General features: G+C 40.6%; 23 protein-coding genes and 2 tRNA genes. 14 read left to right on the top strand and 11 right to left on the bottom strand.

Features of this window, described 5'->3' with window-relative positions:
• Nucleotides 1–168 precede the first annotated feature (168 nt).
• Entirely contained in the window at nt 169–1,593 is a 1,425-nt protein-coding gene (dacB, locus tag H6G40_RS12725; RefSeq protein ID WP_069474228.1) for a D-alanyl-D-alanine carboxypeptidase/D-alanyl-D-alanine endopeptidase, read from the top strand.
• Nucleotides 1,594–1,769: 176 nt separating this feature from the next.
• On the top strand, nt 1,770–3,248 hold the full coding sequence (glgA, locus tag H6G40_RS12720; protein WP_002737697.1) for a glycogen synthase GlgA: 1,479 nt from the start codon (nt 1,770–1,772) through the stop codon (nt 3,246–3,248).
• A gap of 143 nt (nt 3,249–3,391) precedes the next feature.
• Here the strand turns inward: glgA and H6G40_RS12715 are convergent, their stop codons facing one another.
• Genes H6G40_RS12715 through trmB form a run of 3 tightly spaced genes read right to left on the bottom strand, consistent with a single transcriptional unit; the run spans nt 3,392 to nt 5,490 of the window.
• Nucleotides 3,392–4,192: a tetratricopeptide repeat protein gene (locus tag H6G40_RS12715; protein WP_069474229.1), complete on the bottom strand. Its 801-nt coding sequence runs from the start codon at nt 4,190–4,192 to the stop codon at nt 3,392–3,394.
• A gap of 19 nt (nt 4,193–4,211) precedes the next feature.
• Nucleotides 4,212–4,820 (bottom strand): hypothetical protein, encoded by a 609-nt coding sequence (locus H6G40_RS12710; protein ID WP_002737033.1) that lies wholly within the window; start codon nt 4,818–4,820, stop codon nt 4,212–4,214.
• Between the two features lie 34 nt (nt 4,821–4,854).
• On the bottom strand, nt 4,855–5,490 hold the full coding sequence (trmB, locus tag H6G40_RS12705; RefSeq protein ID WP_190537763.1) for a tRNA (guanosine(46)-N7)-methyltransferase TrmB: 636 nt from the start codon (nt 5,488–5,490) through the stop codon (nt 4,855–4,857).
• Between the two features lie 65 nt (nt 5,491–5,555).
• Here trmB and H6G40_RS12700 point away from each other — a divergent pair, with 65 nt between their 5' ends.
• The 3 genes from H6G40_RS12700 (at nt 5,556) to petG (ending at nt 7,666) form a co-directional block, all read left to right on the top strand.
• Nucleotides 5,556–6,692: a metallophosphoesterase family protein gene (locus H6G40_RS12700; protein WP_190537761.1), complete on the top strand. Its 1,137-nt coding sequence runs from the start codon at nt 5,556–5,558 to the stop codon at nt 6,690–6,692.
• 87 nt (nt 6,693–6,779) lie between these two features.
• The gene (locus tag H6G40_RS12695; RefSeq protein ID WP_190537759.1) at nt 6,780–7,265 is read left to right on the top strand and encodes a hypothetical protein; all 486 of its coding nucleotides are present in this window, start codon (nt 6,780–6,782) and stop codon (nt 7,263–7,265) included.
• Nucleotides 7,266–7,549: 284 nt separating this feature from the next.
• A complete protein-coding gene (gene petG, locus H6G40_RS12690) occupies nt 7,550–7,666 on the top strand; it encodes a cytochrome b6-f complex subunit V (RefSeq protein WP_002738052.1) in 117 nt (38 codons plus the stop codon).
• A gap of 169 nt (nt 7,667–7,835) precedes the next feature.
• Here the strand turns inward: petG and H6G40_RS12685 are convergent, their stop codons facing one another.
• Nucleotides 7,836–8,387 (bottom strand): 1,2-dihydroxy-3-keto-5-methylthiopentene dioxygenase, encoded by a 552-nt coding sequence (locus H6G40_RS12685; protein WP_002736975.1) that lies wholly within the window; start codon nt 8,385–8,387, stop codon nt 7,836–7,838.
• A 131-nt stretch (nt 8,388–8,518) separates the two neighbouring features.
• On the opposite strand from H6G40_RS12685, the gene H6G40_RS12680 reads away from it, so the two are divergent.
• Nucleotides 8,519–8,591 (top strand) — tRNA-Ala (locus H6G40_RS12680).
• A 41-nt stretch (nt 8,592–8,632) separates the two neighbouring features.
• Here the strand turns inward: H6G40_RS12680 and H6G40_RS12675 are convergent.
• The 6 genes from H6G40_RS12675 to H6G40_RS12650 all read right to left on the bottom strand — a co-directional run bounded on the left by H6G40_RS12675 (nt 8,633) and on the right by H6G40_RS12650 (nt 16,792).
• Nucleotides 8,633–10,858 carry a hypothetical protein gene (locus H6G40_RS12675; RefSeq protein ID WP_190537757.1) on the bottom strand — a complete coding sequence of 742 codons (2,226 nt, stop codon included), beginning with the start codon at nt 10,856–10,858 and terminating at the stop codon, nt 8,633–8,635.
• Between the two features lie 10 nt (nt 10,859–10,868).
• A complete protein-coding gene (locus tag H6G40_RS12670) occupies nt 10,869–11,933 on the bottom strand; it encodes an NAD-dependent epimerase/dehydratase family protein (RefSeq protein ID WP_130757492.1) in 1,065 nt (354 codons plus the stop codon).
• A 27-nt stretch (nt 11,934–11,960) separates the two neighbouring features.
• Nucleotides 11,961–13,232 carry a glycosyltransferase gene (locus tag H6G40_RS12665; RefSeq protein ID WP_190537755.1) on the bottom strand — a complete coding sequence of 424 codons (1,272 nt, stop codon included), beginning with the start codon at nt 13,230–13,232 and terminating at the stop codon, nt 11,961–11,963.
• Between the two features lie 39 nt (nt 13,233–13,271).
• Complete coding sequence (locus H6G40_RS12660) at nt 13,272–14,798, bottom strand: ArnT family glycosyltransferase (protein WP_190537753.1); 1,527 nt, start codon at nt 14,796–14,798, stop codon at nt 13,272–13,274.
• 76 nt (nt 14,799–14,874) lie between these two features.
• Nucleotides 14,875–15,942, bottom strand: coding sequence for an NAD-dependent epimerase/dehydratase family protein (locus tag H6G40_RS12655; protein ID WP_002737062.1), 1,068 nt, complete (start codon nt 15,940–15,942; stop codon nt 14,875–14,877).
• A 70-nt stretch (nt 15,943–16,012) separates the two neighbouring features.
• Nucleotides 16,013–16,792: a pantothenate kinase gene (locus H6G40_RS12650; RefSeq protein WP_069474237.1), complete on the bottom strand. Its 780-nt coding sequence runs from the start codon at nt 16,790–16,792 to the stop codon at nt 16,013–16,015.
• A 372-nt stretch (nt 16,793–17,164) separates the two neighbouring features.
• Here H6G40_RS12650 and H6G40_RS12645 point away from each other — a divergent pair, with 372 nt between their 5' ends.
• Together H6G40_RS12645 and H6G40_RS12640 are read left to right on the top strand one after the other, a co-directional pair.
• On the top strand, nt 17,165–18,442 hold the full coding sequence (locus H6G40_RS12645) for a M16 family metallopeptidase (RefSeq protein WP_069474238.1): 1,278 nt from the start codon (nt 17,165–17,167) through the stop codon (nt 18,440–18,442).
• A gap of 3 nt (nt 18,443–18,445) precedes the next feature.
• Nucleotides 18,446–19,705: a M16 family metallopeptidase gene (locus tag H6G40_RS12640; RefSeq protein WP_190537752.1), complete on the top strand. Its 1,260-nt coding sequence runs from the start codon at nt 18,446–18,448 to the stop codon at nt 19,703–19,705.
• Nucleotides 19,706–19,757: 52 nt separating this feature from the next.
• On the opposite strand, the gene H6G40_RS12635 is transcribed toward H6G40_RS12640, so the two are convergent.
• Nucleotides 19,758–19,829 (bottom strand) — tRNA-Asn (locus H6G40_RS12635).
• A 147-nt stretch (nt 19,830–19,976) separates the two neighbouring features.
• On the opposite strand from H6G40_RS12635, the gene H6G40_RS12630 reads away from it, so the two are divergent.
• The 6 genes from H6G40_RS12630 (at nt 19,977) to H6G40_RS12605 (ending at nt 22,843) form a co-directional block, all read left to right on the top strand.
• Nucleotides 19,977–20,450, top strand: a complete 474-nt coding sequence (locus H6G40_RS12630) for a hypothetical protein (protein WP_190537750.1) — start codon at nt 19,977–19,979, stop codon at nt 20,448–20,450.
• A 479-nt stretch (nt 20,451–20,929) separates the two neighbouring features.
• Nucleotides 20,930–21,262 carry an antibiotic biosynthesis monooxygenase family protein gene (locus H6G40_RS12625; protein WP_002798459.1) on the top strand — a complete coding sequence of 111 codons (333 nt, stop codon included), beginning with the start codon at nt 20,930–20,932 and terminating at the stop codon, nt 21,260–21,262.
• Nucleotides 21,263–21,646: 384 nt separating this feature from the next.
• A complete protein-coding gene (locus tag H6G40_RS12620) occupies nt 21,647–21,895 on the top strand; it encodes a DUF4160 domain-containing protein (RefSeq protein ID WP_002736965.1) in 249 nt (82 codons plus the stop codon).
• Nucleotides 21,896–21,899: 4 nt separating this feature from the next.
• A complete protein-coding gene (locus tag H6G40_RS12615) occupies nt 21,900–22,145 on the top strand; it encodes a DUF2442 domain-containing protein (protein WP_002737254.1) in 246 nt (81 codons plus the stop codon).
• A gap of 202 nt (nt 22,146–22,347) precedes the next feature.
• On the top strand, nt 22,348–22,602 hold the full coding sequence (locus H6G40_RS12610) for a hypothetical protein (protein WP_016516668.1): 255 nt from the start codon (nt 22,348–22,350) through the stop codon (nt 22,600–22,602).
• Nucleotides 22,583–22,843, top strand: coding sequence for a Txe/YoeB family addiction module toxin (locus H6G40_RS12605; RefSeq protein WP_002735847.1), 261 nt, complete (start codon nt 22,583–22,585; stop codon nt 22,841–22,843). Before H6G40_RS12610 ends, H6G40_RS12605 begins: the two co-directional genes overlap by 20 nt.
• The last annotated feature ends 248 nt before the right edge of the window (nt 22,844–23,091 follow it).

Below are 23,091 nucleotides of genomic sequence, written 5' to 3'. Positions count from 1 at the left end.
GAAACTATCTCATCAAATTAGTCCCCCCATAGAACCCCCTTGAGCCATCTTGCACACTTTTCTCTTTTTGTCAAATTTTATGTTAAGAAAGATGTGACTAATGGATAGCCTTAATAAGGGGGGCATCTGATAATTTTTAACGCCTACCTACTGCCAAGATTTAATTCTATGCTAACACGCTGCTCGAAATTATCTTTTCTCTTGGGGACCTGTTCCCTATTTCTCTGGGTAAACCATCCCGTCACCCTCGCAACCCCCATCAGTCAAGACAATTCCCCCCCTTCCCAGTTTATCTGTCCAGCAGACTTAGCCACCGAGATCGATCGCATTTTAGACCGACCCGATTATCAAGGCGCTTACTGGGGAATTTTAGTAAAATCCCTCAATTCTCAAGAAAATCTCTATAGTCTCCACGAAAATAACTTTTTTACTCCCGCTTCTACTGCGAAATTATTAACCACTGCTGCCGCTTTCAGCAAATTTAACCGCGATTATCGTCTGAAAACCCCCATTTTAGCCCAAGGCAACCCCCCCGATTTAGAGACTTTAACCTTAGTCGGGAGGGGAGATGCAACCATAACCACAGAAAAGTTAGAAAAATTAGCAGAAAAGTTAAAAGCAAGGGGAATTAACTCAATTTCTCGTTTAATTGTCGTTGCTAGTCCTTTTGTCGTCTCCGATAGTCAAAAAACATGGGAATGGGAAGATGTCTTTTTTGACTACGCAGTTAGTGCTTCTAGCTTGGTTTTAAACGAAAATTCCGTCACTTTAAGGCTTTTACCGCGACAATTGGGGCAAAGCTTAGATTTACAATGGTCTGATCCCATTGCCGCTAAACAATGGCTAATTGAGAATCAAACCAGCACTGCAGCGCAAGGAACCCCGAATACTTTGGCAATTAAGGGCAATTTAGCCAATAATCGCCTGATTATCACTGGTTCTCTGGCTATTGATAGTCAAGATGATTTTAATTTAGCTATTCCCCAACCCTCGGAGTATTTCCTCGATCGCTGGCGTAATATCCTCGAAAAAACGGGAATTACCGTTAAAACCGCCGAAATTAGCTCAGAAATTCTCGGCGATGAAATCACAAATTTAGAATCAGAACCCCTAGCATATTTGGTGGAAAAAGTCAATAAAAATAGCGATAATTTACTAGCCGAAACCCTACTACAAATGCTCGGCGGTGTCTCGGGATTGCAAGAAACTTTAACAAAACTGGGAATTAACAGCGATAGTTATAAAATCGGCGATGGTTCGGGGCTATCACGACAAAACCTGATTAAACCCAATACTTTAGGTCAAATATTACAACTAATGGCAGAAAATCCTGATTATCGTCGTTCTTTAGCTATTGGCGGCATTGATGGCACTTTAACCAATAGATTTCGCCAGACTCCCCTAGAAGGACGATTACAGGCAAAAACCGGGACTTTAACCGGAGTTATCGCTCTCGCCGGTTATCTAGAAACCGCCGACAATCAACCCCTAATCTTTAGCATAACCGTCAATAACAGCGATAAAACCGCCACCACCCTCAGAAACGGCATCGATGAGGTGATTTTGCTCCTAGGACAGTTAAAACGCTGTTAATATTGAGGAGGCAAAAGGCAAAAGGCAAAAGGCAAAAGGCAGCTTTGTTCTCCCCACTACCCCAACACCCAAACCCGCAACTAATTCGATCGAGCCATTTAATCACAGAAGACTGTATACTTTTGTAAAAATTGCTTCTAGCTGACCTGTAGATTAATCGAGGGAGTTATTGATATATGTATATAGTTCAGGTTGCCTCTGAGTGCGCCCCAGTGATTAAAGCTGGGGGATTGGGGGATGTGGTATATGGATTGAGTCGAGAATTAGAAATTCGCGGTCATTGCGTGGAGCTAATCCTACCCATGTATGATTGTATGCGCTACGACCAAATTTGGGGCTTACACGAGGCTTATCGGGACCTGTGGGTGCCTTGGTACGGTGGCGCAATTCACTGTAACGTTTTTTGTGGTTGGGTACACGGGCGCTTGTGTTTCTTTATTCAACCCAATTCGGGGGATAATTTCTTTAATCGCGGTACTTACTACGGTTGTAAAGACGATAATATGCGTTTTGCCTTCTTCTCTAAAGCCGCTTTAGAATTTTTGCTCAGAAGTAATAAACGTCCCGATATAATTCATTGTCACGACTGGCAAACGGGTTTAATTCCGCCCTTACTTTTTGAAATTTATAAATATCATGGTATGGGCAATCAGCGCGTTCTTTACACCATCCATAACTTTAAACATCAAGGATTTGGTGGTGCAGAAATTCTCTGGGCAACAGGATTAAATAACGATTCTTATTACTTTAGCTATGCCCGAATGCGCGATAACTTCAATCCTTTTGTGATTAATTTTATGAAAGGTGGTATCGTCTTTTCCAACTATTTCAATACCGTCTCACCCCACCATGCTTGGGAAGCACACCACACCGATGTTAGTTACGGTTTAGGCCATACAATTCACCAGCATCAACACAAATTTACTGGCATTCTCAACGGTTTAGATTACAATATCTGGAACCCAGAAGTAGATAAATTTATTCCTGCACCCTACGGTATTGATAACTTCTCCGAGAAGGCACGCAATAAGAAGGCACTGCGAGAAAGACTCTGGTTAAGAGATGAACCAGAAAAACCCTTAATTTGTTATGTCGGTCGTTTAGATGACCAAAAAGGCGTACATTTAGTTCACCATGCCATGTATTATGCCTTAGCTCGCGGGGCGCAATTTGTCCTCTTAGGTTCCGCCACCGAATCGTTAATTAATAACTGGTTCTGGCATGAGAAAAATCACCTAAATAATAACCCTGATGTCCATATTGAATTGGGCTTTAATGAGGAATTATCTCACCTCATTTATGCGGGGGCCGATATGATTGTGGTTCCCAGTAATTTTGAACCCTGCGGACTGACACAAGTAATCAGCTTAAAATATGGAACCGTTCCCATTGTCCGGGGAGTTGGTGGTTTAGTTAATACGGTTTTTGATCGCGATTATGATACCTATCACAAACCCGAAGAACGCAATGGTTTTGTCTTTTTTGATCCCGATAATAATGCCCTAGAATCAGCCATGTCCCGGGCATTAGAATTGTGGTACACTCAACCGGAAGAATTCCAAAAATTAGCGATCCAAGGCATGGAATGCGATTACTCTTGGAATGGCCCTGGGGAAGAATACGTTGCCCTCTATGAAATGATTCGCCACAAATAAACTGTCTTGTCTCTAGCAATTCCCTGGCAATTATCAACAGAAATTCGAGGAATAGATTTGTTGAAATTACCAGGGTAATTGCTTTAGTTCTGACCGATTCCTGACTCCTAACCCCACCAACAAACTTTTTTAGTAAACCCTACTTAGTAGAGCAGAAATGTTAACTTTGCTTGGTATTCTTGGGTGAGGGGATGACTAACTCCCAAAATCTGAAATATGGCTAACATGGCTTTTCTTGCCCCATCCTGACGATATTTTCTACTTTCTTCCACCAGACTGATCAGTTTATCTAAAGCGGCGGCATAATCTTCTTTTAAAGCGAAATTAATCCCAGTAAAAAATATCGGATCGAGGGGATTATTTTCTGGTTTTAACTGTTGAAATTCTAGGAGAGTTTTCCAACCTTTGATAACAGGATTTTCCTCTTTAATAGCACTGATTAATCGATAGGCATCTGACCATTTTTCCAGACGCATGAGAAATTTTACCGCCATAATAATTAATCGCGGTTCGTTGGGATATTTAGGGAAAAGACGATCAAATAATTGTTTAGCTGCGGGCAAATTATCGAGGGCGATCGCTTCTTTGATTTCTGCTAATCCTGTTTCTAATTCCGATTGTAAATCGAGACGGGAAAATAAGTCTCTAATTTGTTCTTCTGGCAAAGCACCGACAAAACAGGGTAACACTTCTCCCTTGCTGACAATTCGCACATCGGGAACTCCTTCTACATCGTATTGTTCGGCTAATTGAGGATTTTTATCTATATCTATTTTGGCTAGGATAAAATTATATTCGCTTGCCAGTTTTTCTAGCATCGGTTTTACCAATTTACAGGGTCCACACCACAGGGCATAAAAGTCTAAAATCACTGTATTTAGATAGGACTTCTCGATCACTTCACTGTCAAAATTTGTCCCATCTACATCGATAGAATATCCCATCTATTTCTCCTCTAATAAATTATTTTTCAGCTAGTTTTGTCTCACTTACCTCTTTTACCCAAAGGGCTAATCCTCCCCCTCGTCCCCGGGCTGCTATCATTGTTTCTGTGATCAGAAAATAGGCAAAAAATGCCTGTTTTTTGATGCTTTCCTGATAAAAATTAGCTTCGCTTACCTGGCCATTTCTAATAAAACCTGAATAGAGAGAGCGATTAAATAGGGTTAAGTTGAGCCGGGTGAAATCAAAGGCAAGAAGACGGGTTTTAGGAAAAAACTTAACCGGACCGCTTACAGATAGTTTTACTGCCCCTAAAAATATCTGATTGCTGACGGTTCCAGAGACAAATTCTCCCAGTTCTAAGCTCTCATTTCTTTGGTAAGAGATGGTAATTTTTAACCAGGATGGGAGATAGCGCCCCTTACCCAAAACAATTCCCGCTCTCTTTTTCGCTTTTTGAGTTCCTGTGATCAAGTATAATCGCCAAGTACCGACTAAAGCCTCAAAAGTAAGATTTTCTTTAGTTTTTTTATTGTTTTTTTCTGTTGCTAAGAGAAATTCTAACAATTGAGATACAGGAGGGCGATTATTCTCCTCAAGTATTAGGGGTGAGTCGAGATTTATAACCATGATTTCAGACAGTGCCAAGATATTTTAGCTGAAGCTACCAAACTCGAAAAAGCGAGCGATAAACCGGTTGACCCTTATTATAAGTGGACTTTTCCCTTTCCGTCGGTACGGGGAAAATATTTTCCGCTAACCAGGGGGTTTGATGTTGCCGAACAAAATGGGGATGTGCTTGAAATCTCTCCGTCATTTCCAGGGCGATCGATTCCACATCCGACTGTAAAAAAACCCAGCCTCCAGCTACCATATACTTAGCCAAAGCTATGACTAATTCCGGCTGCACAACCCGACGCTTACTGTGACGCTGTTTAAACCAAGGATCGGGAAATTGAATCGACACCCGAAATAACTTATCTGCGGGCAAAGATTGCAGTAAAATTTCTGGGGTAACATTCATATTGCCAAAAACAAAAGCGAGATTTTTTAATCCTAACCTTTCCCGTTCCTGATTCGCTTCAATTACTAAAGGTTGACGAATTTCAATCCCCAAAAAATTAATTTCTGGATATACTTGGGCCATTTGTAACAAAAATTTACCCCGCGCACAACCAATATCAAGATGGAGAGGTTGCGTCATATCCTGATAAACTTGATTCCAATCGGGGGGAGCGATCGGATGGCGATATTTATGACTTAAGGGATTGACGTGCTGACGAACGCGAACTTTAGCCAAAGATATTTTCTCCTCATTTCTCCTCGATCGATCTAGTTTACCGATATTTAGCCCAATTGAATGCGATGAATTTCCGTTTCGCCATTCTCAGCGATCCTCATATCGCTTTACCCACAACCATTTTGAACCATTCTAATCGCTTTCATCTGGTGGAAGTGAGTATTCCCGCTTTAAAAATTGTTTTAGACCATCTCATCACCCTTAACCTCGATTTTCTGCTGATTGCTGGCGATTTAACCCAAGATGGTGAACCAGAAAATCATCGTTGGTTAGCCGATTGTTTAGCCACTTTACCCTTTCCCGTCTATGTGGTGCCGGGTAATCATGATGTTTTGAGTTTAACCGCAACAGAAAACCAGATCGGTTTAGGAGATTTTCCCTTTTATTATCAACAATTTGGTTACAGCGATCCAGAACAAATATACTACCAAAAAGAAATTTTACCCGGAGTGCAATTAATCGGTCTTAATTCTAATCAATTTGATGAGCAAGGTAAACAAATTGGCAGTTTAGATGCAGAACAATTGCATTGGTTAAAACAGATTTTACCATCGCTAAAAAACGATCTAGTGATGGTAATGATCCATCATAATGTTATCGAGCATTTACCCGGACAAAGCAATCATGAATTAGGTAAACGCTATATGTTGGCTAATGCGGTAGAACTGCTCGATATACTACAGGAAAACGGCGTAAAATTGTTGATTACTGGCCATCTCCACGTGCAGGATCTGGCTTTTACTAGAGGTATCTATGAAATTACCACCGGTTCTCTCGTCAGTTATCCCCATCCCTACCGGGTGTTAGAATATTGCGAAAACACGGGAGAATTAGCCATAGAATCCTTTCATCTGCAAAATATACCCGGATGGGAGAATTTACCCGCTATTTCTCGGCAATGGTTAGGCGATCGCTCTTATCCTTTTATGATGCGTTTGTTAACCTGCCATCCCCTCAATCTTCCCATGAGTCTAGCGGAGGAATTAGCCCCAAAATTACGCAATTTTTGGGCAGATGTGGCCCAAGGTGACACAATCTTCGATTTTAGCGATTTTCCGCCCCTAGCACGCCGTTATTTCTACGCTTTCAGTGCCATCGATCCCCTCGGTAATCCTCATTTTATCGACAATCAAGCCGTAATTAGTTTCAAGCATCAGTTTAGTTATCAGCGCTCAAACTTTCTGCCGGAGATGGGAGAATAGCTGCAACAAATAATTAACTATAGCTTATAGTTATGGTACGCGGCCGCTATCTTGGCAGAAAATATCAAAAAAAATCAATAAAAATAAATGGAAGCACTTAAAAAGGAATTAAAAAAAATCGGTTCTCTTGCCCTCTTTTTTTTCTTGGCTTTCGGTTATATTCTTCTGATCATGAAATTATTTCTGGAAGAGTATTCGATTACCACCTACGTGTTGGGTAAAGCGATCGTAGGAGCGATCATTGCCGCAAAAACCGTGGCCATTCTCGACGCAGCCATGAAGCTAGAATGGTTAGAAAATCGTCCCCGTTACGTTAGTGTTCTGTATCGAACCTTTGTTTATACCCTAGCAGCACTGATTCTCGGCTCGATCGAGGGTTTTCTGGAAGCTTATCGGGTAACGCGGGTGATTTCGGAGGCAATGGCCAAATTTTGGCAAAGGGAAAGTTTCTCTCAAATCCTTGCGGTTACTCTCTGTCTCGCAGTGGTTTTTTGTCTCCACAATCTCTGGCACGAAATCGATCGCTCTTGGGGTAAAGGCAAATTGAGAAAATTTTTTCTCGATCGCTCCTAGAGTACAGCAGTTATCTTAATGGTGAGATGGCAAGTTTTCCTTTTGGGGAGTTGTTCGTCAGGAAACAGGGATTTAGGGAGATAGGGATTTAGGGAAATTTCAGCTAAATTCCCCACTACCCCCCGCAACGCGCACGCAGTGACCACCCCACTACCCCACTACCCCACGAAAAACTTGTTCAGCAAACCCTATTTAAGCAGTGTGTGCGATCGCCCTATCTTTCGCGGGCAACCCCTGCTACGATAAAATACGGGTGAAAAATTGCTAATCCAAGGAGTACAGACGTGATTGAACCTTTAGTGCTAGGGATTGTCCTAGGCTTAATTCCCATTACCCTAGCGGGTTTGTTCGTTGCCGCCTATTTACAGTACAAACGGGGCAATCAATTCGGCTTAGACTAAATCTATCACGCCAATCCCCCGAATTGAGAAAATCTCCCGTCAAGCTAGGCACTAGACGGGAGATTTTCAACAGGACAAATTTGCCGCTTAACAGATTGTGGCTGCCAGCGTTGCCATCCCCGCAAAACTTATCTGTCTTACTGGGAGAGCGATCGCCTAAAACCAAGAGCTACACGGCTGTTAAACTAGGAAAACGAATAACGGTTTCCGTGTATTCGGGAACCCATCCGGCGGTAGTGGTGAAGTAACGCACTGCTTTAACTCGTTTACTGGCAGTGAGGTGAAACCAGTGTTCGCTATGGGCGGGAACATTGATGTATTCTTGAGGTTGAATAGTTAATTCCCCCTGAGAACCATCGGGAAAGACGAAGCCAAAAACCCCCTCCCCATCAATGATATAACGCACCTCATCGTCAGCGTGGGTGTGACAGCGCTCGAATTTGGCCAGTAAAGTGTCGAGATTGGGAATTTCAGGGTGTAAAACGATTAAATCTCTAGCTTGATAACCCGCTTCTTGCTTTAGTTGCTCAAAATAACCGTCTAAGCTGGTTAAAACTATTTCTTTTTCTTCGTCAGTCAGAGAAGCTTGCTTAAGTAGCTGACGGGTGGCCTCGTTTTCGATCGGCCAATAGTTTAAAGTAACATTTAATTTGGCCAATTCCAGACTAATATCGGCTAACTGGGTATAGGTTGTCCCATTCTCTAAGCGTAGTATCGCCATTGGTTATCATCCTCAAGATTACTTTTTTCATTTTAAAGTTTTCCAGAGGCAAGCCGCTCGATTTTTTACCCCTCGAGCCCTTGCCAGTTCCTAGGATTTTCTGCTCAAAAATGCTATTATGGTCTATATCTGGGGAATTAGCTCAGTTGGTAGAGCGCTGCGATCGCACCGCAGAGGTCAGGGATTCGAGTTCCCTATTCTCCATTTTCCAGAGATATTAACCGCTTTTCAAGGTTCAAGAAAGATTACGAACCAGTCTCAACTTCCCAAAAAGGCGTTACTTTTATTTCTGGGGAGAATAGCAGAGGATTACTGACAGAAAAGCTAAAAGATTTGACTTGTGGTGGTAATTTTCCTTGAAAAAATGCCATTAATTCCTGATCATTTCTCGGTAAATGACTAAGGATAACTCCATTAGCTGAATTATCTTGAACAAAGCGAAAATTGGCTTGAGTTCCATCGAGATAATTAACGTTAATTATCACGGGAGGGATTCTAAATATTTTTTTGATTATTTTACCGAACCAAGAATATTCAAATTTAACTTGAACACGAGTAATCCCACTATTACGAGTAGGTAATTCATAGACTTGATCCCAAGTAACATTAGTAGTCTCTCCTAGAGGGGTTGGAATGCAACGACTGACTTTTTGTTTTTCTAGAAGATAAAAGTTGGTTTTGATTGCGGGGACTTGGAAGGGTGAATTTACCGAGTCAAGTTGATAATTACAAACCACATAGGAAAAGGCTTTAGGTTCATCAAAAAAAGGATGTCTGCGATCAATAGATTGAAAGTGATAAATCAGATAATCTCTGGGAGATTTAGATAAGCTTTGGTAATTTAGTTCATCCAGTTTTTCTGTATAAGCAGAATAGGATTGAATAATCGGCCGCGGTTTCCAATTAAGCTGATTGCCCGGAATCAGTGAAAATTCCCAGGGAATTATATCAATAGTTTTGCCTTGCACTTTTCCCAGCACAGAATCGGGTATTTTGGTAGCGGTAGCAATGACTTGTAAATTTTGAGTTGTACTCCTTTCACCTCGCATTTTTAATTCTCTGGGATTAAGCATAGAGGAAATGACAACCCCGATATTATTAACCACTCTATCGGGACTGAAATTACTCCACTGGTGAGCATTTTCCAATATAGTCCAATTAGGACTAGAGGTGATAATAATACATCCCAAAAAAATTATTCCCCAAGCACAATAAGCAATTTTCTTAAACCGAGATTTTTTAATAATTATTGTATAGAGAGAAGCTAAGACAATAACCACAAGTGTAAAAACAACAACGTGAGCATCTTGCCGAACAAATCCATGCTTAAATGATAAAAATATGGGAAAAATATAGGCAATAGCCAGACTAATTTTTTGGTCTATAATTGCCAGAGACATTAAAAGCAAACTTAAGGCAAAGCAGAGCAAAGCAATTAGTAAACGCGGGTAATTTCCTACAATACTCATCGCACTGGAATAACCAGAAGAAATTTGCCAAGAATTGCTTAAATATCCGATGAGAGAGGGAAAATTATCTAGATTAATTGTTTGGATAAGAAGTAACCCATAAAGCCCATAAAATACTAACAGAGGTAAGAAGTTAAGTAAGTGGTTATGATTAAATAGAAGATAGATTCTGCCTTTGATACCCCTTGCCTCTCTTAATAAGGGGGGTGCCGATAGGCGGGCAGATCTGACGATAAACCAGAGAGTTAAAGCCACTCCTCCAGCAATGCAAAAATTAACTATAATGTGGATAAAGGCTCGGTTAGAGGCAGCTGGATAGAGAAAAATAAAGGCAATGGAAGGAATGCTTAAAGTTAAGTTAATACCAGCGAGAACATTTTTTATAACTATCGATGGTGACTTCTGAAAATATCCCCGAACAATATTAACGATTATGTAGATAAACAGGCTGCCTGCTAGATAAATTCCTAGAGTTAGTTTGGTGAGTATAGAGAACCCAGTGATCATGCCAATAGCTATAGCTAAATAATTGATGTACTTTTGAAAAAAGTTATCAAAAGACATGAGTATCAGGAGGATAAGTGTCATCTGATAATCAACAGTAAAGCCGATACTGTTGTAGGGATTTCCTACTAGAGTAGCAAAAATAATTGACAGCACAAAAACTATTTGATTGCTATAGTCCTTAATAAATAATAATCTGAGAATAACTACTGCTAATAGACAAAGGTGTATCAACCAGCGAAAATAGATAATTTGGGAAAAGTTGTGATTTAAAGATGTGCCATGAATCAGATAGCCTAGGGGTCCATAGGTGAAGATAATATCTTGGCCAAAAATTAACTGTTTATGGGCAGCATCACTAATAGCAAAAGCCCAAGAAGCATCTAAGCCCCTTTTTAACCGATCAATAATAGGCAAATTTGCCAGAAAAAAGTAGGCAGTAATAATAATTAGTATTCCCTTGACGAATACAGGTAAATCGAGAGATTTTTTTTGCATAATTTTTGAGTTAAAAAATTCCTTTTAATTCCTTCTCGTGATTATAAATCCAATCAAAGATATCTTGGATTAATTTTCTACCGTCTCGCTGGGGTTGCCATCCAGTTATAGAACTGATTTTGCGGGAATCAGTGATAAAAATTGGCATATCTCCGGTGCGATTTTCGGGAATTGCCTCAATCATTATACTATTGCCCGTGATTTCTTGACATAGTTTTGTAGTTTCATAAAGGGACAAGGAAAAATCTTGCCCACCCCCCACATTAAAAGTCTGCCCTTTGAATTGTTCTAAATTAGCAATCTGAATATCGATTAAATCGAGTAAATCAGCTACATGAAGAAAATCTCTAACCTGTTTCCCTGTACCCCCATAACCGATATATTTTAAGGACTTCTGAAAGTAATGATTAGCTACCCAAAGGGCAAAAACTCCCTGATCAACTTTTCCCATCTGCCAAGGACCGGTTAAAACTCCACAGCGATTAATTAAAGTTCTTAATCCGTAGGCATCCCCATATTCATTAATAATCAATTCCGATGCTAACTTAGTGGAACCGTAGAGAGAACGGGGCAAATCTAAGGGAAATTGTTCACTGATACCAAAAGCAGAAACCCCAGGTAAATCTTGCTGTTCAGATAACTGAAAACGAGTATCTGTTTCTGTATAGTTTAATTGATTAAGATAGGCGATAGGATAAACTCTGCTGGTGGAGAGAAAAATAAAATCTGCTTGGGTTTGTCTAGCTAATTCTAAACAGTTAATCGTTCCAATTAAGTTAGTCTGCAAAACATAGCCAGGAGAAGTATAACCAGCTAAAACGGAAGGTTCTGCCGAACATTCTAGGATTAAATCCACTGGCAAAGCGGCTGCTTCTAAGTCTTCCGCATTTCTGACATCTCCATGAACAAATTCAATTCCCGCCTGTTTAAGACGGGGAATATTCAACTCGGAACCGCGACGTTTTAAGTTATCTAAGGCGATAATTTTCCAATCGGGATAACGTTGGGCTAATCCTAAACCTAAAGAACTACCCACAAAACCCGCACCACCAGTAATTAACACTTGCCTAGTCATCAAAAATACTCCACTAGATGATAATTATCAAACAACTTGATTTTTTTTCCGTTTGCGCTTATAGTCGCCTCTAGAAAGGTGTTTTTCTAACCAGATAGAGAGAACTATAAATAAATAACGACTGCCCATTTCCTTGAGTTTTAACTTGGAAATCCCCGTGGTACGATTGCGCCAAGTGATGGGAATTGTCGTGTAGGAATATCCTCGCACGATTGCTTTTAAGGGCATCTCTACTGTTAAGTTAAAATGGTGAGATAGTAGAGGTGAGATTCCTTCGATAACATCCTTACGATAGATTTTAAAGGCGTTAGTGGTATCATTAAATTTTAGCCCAAATAAAACTTGAATGAAGAGATTAGCCAAACGATTAACGATTAACTTGTGTATGGGATAATCAATAACTTTTCCTCCCCTGATAAAACGAGAACCAAAAACGCAATCGTAGCCTTCTTGGAGTTTATAATAATAGTCCACCATGTTATCGGGAGAGTCGGAATTATCTGCCATTACTACTGCCACTGCATCACCGCTAAAATTTTCTAATCCACAGCGTACCGCAAAACCAAAACCGTTGGGATAATAGTTATTGATGTAGCGAATCCGATGATTTTCTTGGTTGATTTTTTGCAGAACTGCTTCGGTGTTATCTTTGCTATTGTCATTAACAACTAGGATTTCATAATCAATTTTATCCCGTTCTAAACGTTCGGATATTAAGTGAGCAGTGCTTTCGATGCAATCTTCTTCGTTGTAAGCAGGGATAATTATTGATAAGGTTTTTACTGCATAGTTATCCCTTGATTGACGTGGGTGAGAGTAACCGTCCATCTCGAAAGCTGGTGCTAATCCTTCGGGATAGTACATTTCTGTCTCATTAGTCTTATTCTTAGGTTTAAAAATTAGGCTATCACTGGCGACATAATTAATACCAGCACCCAGTAAAACCCCAATCATTGTGTTAACTCCGGGGCTAACTCCTAGCCAGTTTAAGAATGGAAATACCAAAAAAACTCGCAGTAAAACTGCTAAACCTGCCGAGAGATGATAGAGAGGAAGTTGTATCAAAATTACATCTCTAATTGTCCAATCTCCCCCAGTCCACACCCAGATTCTATAGATAAAGAAACTAGCAATTAAAGATATTTCTATCGAAATAACATTAGCAACATTCTTCAGAAATGGGGTATTAAATCCTAAGTCGTCAATGAACCAATAAATGAAGAATAAGTTGATTAAAAATGCCACTCCCCCAGCAATGAGAAATCGAAAAATTTTATTATTGTAGATTTTAGTTAACATAAGGAACTCAACTCAATATAAATTACAGATAATTATCTCTTATTTACCGTGTCTTGTTGTGTATATATCACAATGTTTGTTAGAAAAAACGGGCTTGTCATTAGGATTATACAGGCTATTTAAATATTTTTTATCTTCTCGGTTTTCTTTTGTTTTGCGGCAAAAAACTATCGCCTCAACTTGATAATTAGCTCTTGATAACTTATAGAGAGCATTTTTTGATTCTTCCTCACTTGCTTCACTATAAATCATTAAGGCACGACGTTGACTATAGTAGGGTATCAATGAACTCCAATAATCTCCGTAGATTAACAAAACACCATCAGGAGAAGTAATACTTTGGACTTGAGAGGCAATTTCTAAGTAATTGATACTATAAAATTTTGTTTTAGGATGCCAGAAAGCTCGATAAAATTGCAGTTGTGATAACAAAATTAAAGCTAGGAAAAACCAGCCTACAGACTGCCAAATTTTCCGTTTTTTTTCTATTAATCCCATGATGGTAAATCCAGAAGCACCGAGGAGAAAGATAGCATTAGCATAGGGATAATAGTTATGAACAAAATGCAAATTGGTAAAAATGGCAACTGTCAATATAAATAGTAAACTTAAGCCATAACTTAGTAACTTTTTTGAGGTGAAAATTGGTAATATTACTAAAGCCATAACGCTGATTATCAATCCGCCAAAAACGTCATTTAGAGTCCTAGTTAGATAATTTCTCCACTGTGACCGAGATAATTTTTGAGCGATAGTTCCAAAGTTCCAATCTCTCAAAGCTTTCGAGGTGATAAAATCTGCTGCCATGGGATTGAGTAGCTTTTGGGCATCGGTAAAGTTAACCCAAATTTTGGCTATAAGGAAGGGTATGATTATAAAAACAACGACCGGTATCAATAAATCTCTCGCTAAGTTACGAGATGACTCTTTCTTAAACCAATTAGCACCTATCCAGACAGAAGCTAAAATTAAAAATCCAGCCATAGTCGTTACTTTAGTTAGACTGGCAGCGATTCCACAAAGACAGGCTAGTAAGGCAATAATTGGCGATTTATAGCGAAAATAAACAGCAATACAGGCAAGATAAGCTAAAGAGAAAAATAGGGCGGTTGATTCAATCATGAATGTTCGCGACCAAAACAGATAAAGAGGACTGGCTAAAAATAAACTCAAAAACAGCCAACGGAAAGCTCGCGCTACTTGTAAATAAGATAGGATTACATATATAGGAATCAAACTTAAATAAAAGAAAAAAGCACTCACAAATCTACCAGTTTGATCTATCGGTGTCTGCAAAAGCTTAACTAAAATAGCCACTATTCCTTGATAGAGCGGAAACTCCATCGGAATTGACCAAGGCACTCCTAAAACAGGGGTTTCATAGGCTAACCAAGGACTACCTTTGAGTAAATAAAAAACCGAGATGGCCGTTTGAGTTTGACGAAAGGCGTGAGCATCTATCAAAGGATTATTCCAGCCTCTGCTAATCCCCCAAAAACTATGGATTAAGCAAGCTGCAAAAATTAACAATAATATTTTCTCAGTCCATGATTTAAAAGCAAGCATATTTGACCATCTCCAGTTTTTTAAACCCATAGACGCACAGACCCAGATAGTTTTGACATAGTAATCTAATGATCTACTATAACCAACGGCTAACGTTTTGACTAAAAATCTCTTTGAGAATATCTGTTACTGTGTAGGTTAACTGCCAATCAGGATAATGATTTTTAAACTTACTCACATCAGAAATCCACCAGATATGATCACCAATGCGATTAGTCTCCACATACTGCCATTTTAACTTTTTATCCGCAATCGCTTCACATTCTTGAATAGCTTCTAACATGGAACAATTACTAAAGCGACTACCACCGATATTATAAACTTCTGCCACTCGCGGAGTCTGATAAAAATGATAGAAAGCATTGACCAGATCGTAACTATGAATATTATCGCGTACCTGCTTACCCTTATACCCATAAATACTGTATTCTTTGCCAATCATCGTACATTTCATTAAGTAGGATAAAAACCCGTGTAATTGGGTTCCCGAATGACTTGGACCGGTTAAACAACCGCCACGAAAAGAGGCAGTTTTCATCTCAAAATAACGCCCGTATTCCTGTACTAATACATCCGCCGCCACTTTTGAGGCACCGAACAAAGAATGTTTACAAGCATCAATACTCATCAACTCGTCAATACCTTGAGCAAAATAAGGATGACTTTCCGAGATTTCCCAACGTAATTCTTTTTCTACTAAAGGCAATTCATTCGGTCTATCCCCGTAAACTTTATTAGTGGAACAGAAAATAAATACTGCTTGGGGACAGTGTTGACGAGTATTTTCTAATAATACTAAAGTTCCGTTAGCATTGACACTAAAATCCATATAGGGATCCTTAGCTGCCCAATCGTGGGAAGGTTGCGCCGCCGTGTGGATAATTAAGGATATATCATGACTATAGGTTTTAAATATATCTGCAATAGCCTCATGATCGCGAATATCTACAGCATGGTGAATGTATTTATCCCCGTAATCTTGGGATAATTTGGCTCGATTCCACTCCGTTGAAGCGTCTTCGCCAAAAAATACCTGACGCATATTATTATCAATTCCAACGACGGTATAACCCCGATCACAAAAAAACCTCACTGATTCGGAACCGATTAAACCAGCAGAACCGGTTACTAGAACGATCGCCATAACTATATCCTGAATTTTTTGCCTAGTTGTTCAGAAATTTCTCAAGTTGAGAAAACTTTCTCCGACTTTACTAGATAGGTTCGCCTTTGTCAATTAAACCCGAGGAGATTCCCTTAACTGCGGCAATTCCCTGAAAAATGATCGTCTCATCTACTAGGAGCGATTTAATGGCCTTTTCTTGCCAGTAATCCCTAATTAAGTCCCCATCTCCCCCCGTTAAAATTATCCCGCTCTCTGGATATAAATTTAACCATTCCCGACTGAATTTTTCTATTCCCGCCAAAATTGTATAAATTATCCCACTTCTTATCCCTTCTGCTGTTTCTTTTGCCCACATCTGGGGTAATCTTTCCGATAAGGACACCTCTGGTAAGGCTGCCGTCCGTTCCCTTAAACTGGCTAATTGCACCTTTAACCCGGGTAAAATTGCCCCCCCCACTAGCTTTTTATCCCCATCCACTCCCGTAAAAGTTAAGGCTGTTCCCGCATCGATGACTAAACAGGGAAATCCGTATTTTTTTCCCGCACCTAAGACAGCTAAAGCTCGATCGATGCCGAATGTCGGATATAAATCCAGTAAAGGAATATCTTTTAAAGTAATTATCCGTAAATTGTCATAATTTGCCCATAATTCTTTTTGGCTAGGAACCACAGAAGCGACAACCAATTCACAGTTACATTTATTTGTCAAGAGTTTAGGGAAAATTTGTTGCAAAAATTCATTACTTGGGGGTTCCCTCAGGTGGGGAGTATCGAGACAAGCTAACAGGGTTTGACCGCGAAAATACCCCCAATGTAGCCGAGAATTGCCGATCATCAACCCTATCCAGTCAGTATCTTGCTCAGTCATTTAGTTAGTAGGAAGTATTTTCAGTGAACAGTGAACAGTAATCAGTAATCAGTAATCAGTGAAAAGACAGCACTGTTAATGCTATTTAATACTCCTCACTTACAGCTTTTCTCAGATACATGAGGTTCGTTCTTGCAGCTGAAATACTTGATTAGCAAAGATCAGCTTGTGCCTCACCTTTACGGGAAAGGCTGTCTTACTCTTCACTAAAAACTCACATCTGATAACTGATCACTGATCACTGATCACTGATAAGGCCGATATTTGGCGGAATTATCTAGAAATCATGACAAAAGTTTTTTAATGGTTGCACAGGCAAGAGAATAAGATAACCTAGGTATAGAATTTAACAAAAAATCTGGTTAACGGACATTGATCAAGTCGATAGCGCAGTGTCAAACGAGTTCTTTTCCCGCTCAGGTATGGCAATTAGATCACGGCTTAACCGTAATTCATCAGTACTTACCCGTGACTCCTGTGGTGGTAGTAGATGTGTGGGTTAAAGCAGGTGCGATCGCTGAACCCGACCCATGGTTAGGTATGGCCCATTTTCTCGAACACATGATCTTTAAGGGGACGAAAAAACTTCCCCCCGGACTCTTTGACTATTTAATCGAAAATTGTGGCGGCATGACCAACGCTGCCACCAGTCACGACTATGCACACTTCTATCTCACCACCAGTGTTGACCAAATTGAACATACCCTACCCCATCTGGCCGAAATTCTCCTCCATGCTGAGATTGACGATGAGGAATTCTATCGGGAAAAAGATGTAGTTTTAGAAGAATTACGCGCCTGTTATGATGATCCCGATTGGATTGCCTACCAAACCCTCTGCGGAAGTATCTATCAAAACCATCCCTACGGACGCTCTATTCTAGGCGATCAACCCCGTTTAGAGCAATTAACCCCCAATCAAATGCGCTGTTTCCATCGCACCTATTATCAACCAGAAAATATGTGTGTGGCGATTATCGGGGGAATTGAACCCCAACCAGCTTTAGAAATTATCCGGCAATCTTTTCGGGAATTTCCCGTCCCCTCGGAATCCCCCTCCCATCTAGTGGCTGCCGAACCCCCCCTGATCGAAATTCGTCGTTCCCAAGTATATTTACCCCACCTAGAACATTCTCGTCTCTTGATGGGATGGACTGGACCAGGATGCGATCGCCTAGAAGATGCCTTTGGATTAGACTTGATTTCGGTAATTCTTGCCGGGGGACGCTGTTCGCGCTTAGTGCGACAGCTGCGGGAAGAAGCGCAAATCGTCCTCGATATTAACAGTAATTTTTCCCTGCAACGAGATTCCAGTCTCTTTACCATCGGTGCTTGGCTATCTAGCTCAGAAACTGAGACAATTGAAGGCATTATCTGTGAACATCTCCAACATCTGCACGATGATCCCGTCACCCCCGCAGAATTACACCGCACTCAACAGTTATTAGCTAACGATTATATTTTCTCCACAGAAACCCCGGGCCAATTAGCCGGACTCTATGGATATTATCAAACCCTGAGAGCTGCCGACCTAGCCACGATCTATCCCCAAGTTATCCAAAGTTTGCAACCATCAGATCTACAACGTCTGGCTCGTCAGTATCTCTCCCCGGAGCGATATGCTATTACAATAATGCAACCCTGTGAATAAACGATGTCCGCTTCCCCCATTCACCGCTTAACCTTAGAAAATGGCATCACCCTTTTAGTGGTGGAAAATACGGCCGTGGAGTTAGTTGCAGGGAGGATTTTTCTCAAAAATGCGGGTACTCGTTGGGAAAAAACCGAAAAAGCGGGTTTATTTCGTCTTTTAGCCGTGCTGCTCACCAAAGGTACAGAAAAGTTATCTTCCCTAGAAATTGCTGATCGCGTTGAGTCCACGGGGGCCGGTTTAAGTGCAGACACGGGGACTGATTATTTTGTGGTTAGTTTAAAGACTGTTACCAAGGATTTTTTAGATATATTGCGTCTAGCGGCGGAAATTATTCGTTTTCCCAGTTTTCCCCCCCCAGAAATCGAATTAGAGAAAAATCTCACCCGTCAAAGTATTCGCTCTCAATTGGAACAGCCTTTTAATGTAGCTTTTAATCAATTACGCGCCGCTATGTACCCAGATCATCCCTATGGTATGTCTTTATTAGGTACGGAGGCAACGGTTTCGCAATTGCAACGGGATGACCTGCTGGCCTATCATAGTCGCTTTTTCCGTCCCGATAACTTGGTAATTAGTCTTTCTGGCCGTATTACCCTAGAGCAAGCAGTAAAAGCAGTGACGGAAATTTTTGGCAGTTGGTCAATTCCCGATCTTCCTTTATCTAGTTTACCTCCGGCCGCTTTTGATTTTCAGCCCACCTGTTTAACTACCGTCCAAGCTAGTCAACAGGCGATCGTTATGTTAGGATACCCCGGCTCTTCTGTGCAAGAGGATGATTATGCGGTTTTAAAATTATTGAGTACCTATCTGGGGAATGGGTTATCTAGTCGTTTATTCGTGGAATTGCGAGAAAAACGGGGATTAGCCTACGATGTTTCCGCTTTTTATCCCACCCGTCTCGATTCTTCCCAATTTGTCATTTATATCGGAACTGCACCCCAAAACACAGCGATGGCCCTGTCGGGATTGCGTCAGGAAGCAGAAAGGTTATATAAAGTAACTTTGAGTGAGGAGGAGTTACAGTCAGCTAAAAATAAGTTATTGGGTCAATATGCTCTCGGTAAACAAACTAACTCCGAAATCGCTCAATTATACGGTTGGTATGAAAGCTTAGGTTTGGGGATTGAATTTGATCGCACTTTCCTGGATTCTATTAATCAGATTACCCCCGAACAAGCGCGATCGGTAGCCAGTAAATATTTTCAAAATCCTTACATTTCTCTAGTCGGTCCAGAAAATGCGATCAACGAAATTCTCTAGTAAGAGCAAAAAGCAGCAACAAAAAACTATTGCCGCTGCTATTTTTGATTAACTCCCCGGGTGGGATTCGAACCTACGACCAATCGGTTAACAGCCGACCGCTCTACCACTGAGCTACCGAGGAAGGCTACTCACAATTAATAATTATAATCATAAGTCCCTCAATAATGCAAGTGTTTTCTGGATTTTTTCTCAAAAAAATTTCCGGTGCCGGTAGCGGTGGGCAGAGAATCGACTATTGTGGAGATAAGGACACCATTAAGTCTAGTCTATGCTTGCCCATCACCGCCGTCCCGTTTCCTTCTGTCTGCTCTCGACAGATCTACCCATCCTCTCCTCTTTAGACACTGCCGCTACCCTCTACCAAAAGGATCGCCACCGGTTTCATCTTCTCCTCAATCAACCCCCAGTCGCTCTCCCAGAAATAGAGACACTTAAACCCAAAAATAATCAAAATAAATTAATTTGGCTAGAAATTTCAGCCAATCGGGTAATTATGACCATGCAGGGCCAGGGAAAATTCGCCTATCGTCATTTTTGGGAGCAAGGGGTTTTTGGTGTCAGTCGCTACTGGTTAAATGCCGAAAGTTCTCAACCGGGTTACGCTTTTCGCGTCCGCAACTATACCCGTAGTCTCAAATTAGAGGGGGATAATTTCCCCGAATATTTGCGTCTAGAGTACGAATTATGGTCAGATAACCTGATTTTAGGTCATTATGTCCTTCATTTGCAGGTACACCAATAAATAGGGTTGGCTGCATAGAGCTAAGTAGCTGGTTATAATTAAATTAAAAATGGATTTTAGGTTTGATCCCCCCTGCCCCCCTTGATAAGGGGGGTGCCGATAGGCGGGGGGATCTGAAAGTTTTTAATACCTATCTACTTAAAAACCTTGTGGGATAAAACTTTTGGACTTTTTGTCCTCAAAAAGTGCCAGCCGGTGGCAAAATTTAGGCACTTTTTCCCCGAAAATTAGTTAATTGTCGGGTGGATTGAAGACTTAGTGCTACACTTCCCGAAAAGTCTATTTTATTTGAGCTTGTTGTTAGGAATCCACTTAAAAGAGGTTGTTTAATCTGGCTAATAAGCTCTTGGGTATGATATGGGAAAAAGTTCCAGCAATTGCGCTAAAATGGAGCAGTATGCCGAAAGTTTCCACCTATCGTTACTCTGAGGACTGTTATACAGAAAGTTTCTGTATAATATGTAGTTCGCCAACCAGCCATGATTCTTCGCATCTTTCGTGTCGAGATTGATCCATCAACCCGTTCCGCTTTTGAGGCCGGGTTTCGATCCCTGTCCGTCGATGCAGTCACGCGAGCCCCCGGCAATCTTTCGTGCGAGATTGGGATGCCTACTCGATGGGCGCCCAACACGTATTCCATGATCACCCGATGGCGCGACGAAGATGCTTTGGTCGCCTTCGCAGGGCCGGAATGGAACACACCAGTGATTCCCGCCGGTATGGAGGCTTTCGGAAGAAAGCTGTCCGTAGAGCACTACCGGATTGACGATTCTCCCATCGGCGAACAACGCAATGCAGCGGACTCGCGATAAAATCGGGCGGTGTGGATCGTCCAAGGTCGCGAGCCGCTGATTGCCAACGTTATACATACATTACCCGTAGCAGAAAGCAGCAGCTATCGCCGTAGGGTGCATTCCCTAATGCAAGTCCTGCTACAAAGCGCTCGCTTTTGGGGAACGCACCATGCACATTGATGGCAGCTGTCAGTGGGATGCCGAAGAACGTAGTGCGATCGCCGTAATCTTCTTGATTAAACTTTAAAACTGCCATTGCTTGGGATAGGAACGTCACTGGCGATCGCTTTTTGGGGATGAGGAGTGCGATTGCTGATCTTGTCGTTTAAGTCGAGGTAACAAAACCCAACAAGCTTTGTTATAATATTTTTGTCATAAAGCAAGACTTATAAAAATAGATTTATGCCAGAAATTACTCGATTTTATGGAATTATCATTAAAATCTTTTTTGCCGATCATCCACCTCCCCATTTTCATGCGATTTATGGAGAATATAACGCCCTATTTAATCTGGAAACCTTAGAAATCATTGAAGGAGACTTACCTAATAGAGCTACAAAAATGGTTGTAGAATGGGCAACAATCTATCAATCAGAATTATTGAAAATGTGGAACACTCAAGAATTTAATAAATTACCACCTTTGAAATAAAACAATGCTTTACCCCAAAATAACATCAGCCGAAATCATTGAAAATTATACTCTATTGGTGCATTTTTCTAATCATCAAGCTAGAAAATATAACTGTGAAAATCTACTAGAAAAAACGATGTTTTCTTCCCTTAAAAACTATGCTTTCTTTAAAAACTTTCAACTTGATCCATCAGGTAGCGGAATCGTTTGGAATGATGAAGTTGATATAAGCGAGTATGAAATTTGGATCAATGGAATTGAACTATGATTGCCGATCTTGTAGTGCGATCGCTGTCATCTTGTTGATTAAACTTTAAAATTGTCATTGCTTGGGATGGGAACGCCAAGGGCGATCGCTTTGGGAAGGATCAATTTTTGGGAAATGGCGATCGCTTTTTTTTCATTAGTTCTAACTCATGCTGATTTTGATATAATAGCCATAATTGTTTGACATCTTAAGAGAAAAAATCATGATTAGAGCGATTAAACAGAAAGGAATTGTTGGTAGAGAAGGAAAAATAGAGCTTTATTCTGCGGAACTAGAAGAAGGAACAGATGTGGATATCATTATTTTAGTATCTGATCCTGAACCCGATACAACCGAATATCTTCTTTCAACAGAAGCCAATCAGCGTGAATTATCCGAAGCTATTGACAGAATAGAAAAGAAAGAAAACTTAGTGACAATTACTGTAAAAGAATGGCGTGAAAAATATAGTATTTGATCCAAAAGCTTTTAAACAATTCAATGAATGGGCTATAGAAGACAAAAAACTCTATAAAAAAATCGTTGATTTAATTGACGACATATTGCGCCATCCTTTCTCTGGAATCGGTAAACCCGAACCCTTAAAACATCAACTCAAGGGTTATTGGTCAAGACGCATTAATGATGAACATCGCTTAGTTTATAAAATTACAGAAACAGAAATTATTATTATCAGTTGTAAATTTCATTATGACTAGGCTCAATGTAATCGCTGTCATCTTGTGGATTAAACTTTAAAATTGCCATTGCTTGGGATAGGAACGCAAATGGCGATCGCTTTTTGGGCTGCAGCAGGAGCGATCGCATCTCTCTTAGGGTAGAACGCTGATGGCAATAGTCAACAGCCTACCGGGAAAAGCTAGATTTTGTCACAAAATTTAGTATTACTTAGTGCTGTGTATAGAGAAGTTGCGAATTGTTAACCCTAGCTTTGCTAGGAACGCAA

This window comes from Microcystis viridis FACHB-1342 (assembly GCF_014698335.1).
GTDB classification, from domain to species: Bacteria; Cyanobacteriota; Cyanobacteriia; order Cyanobacteriales; family Microcystaceae; genus Microcystis; species Microcystis ichthyoblabe_A.
Note: the sequence above shows the minus strand (reverse complement) of the source record. Positions and strands in the feature narration are given on the sequence as shown.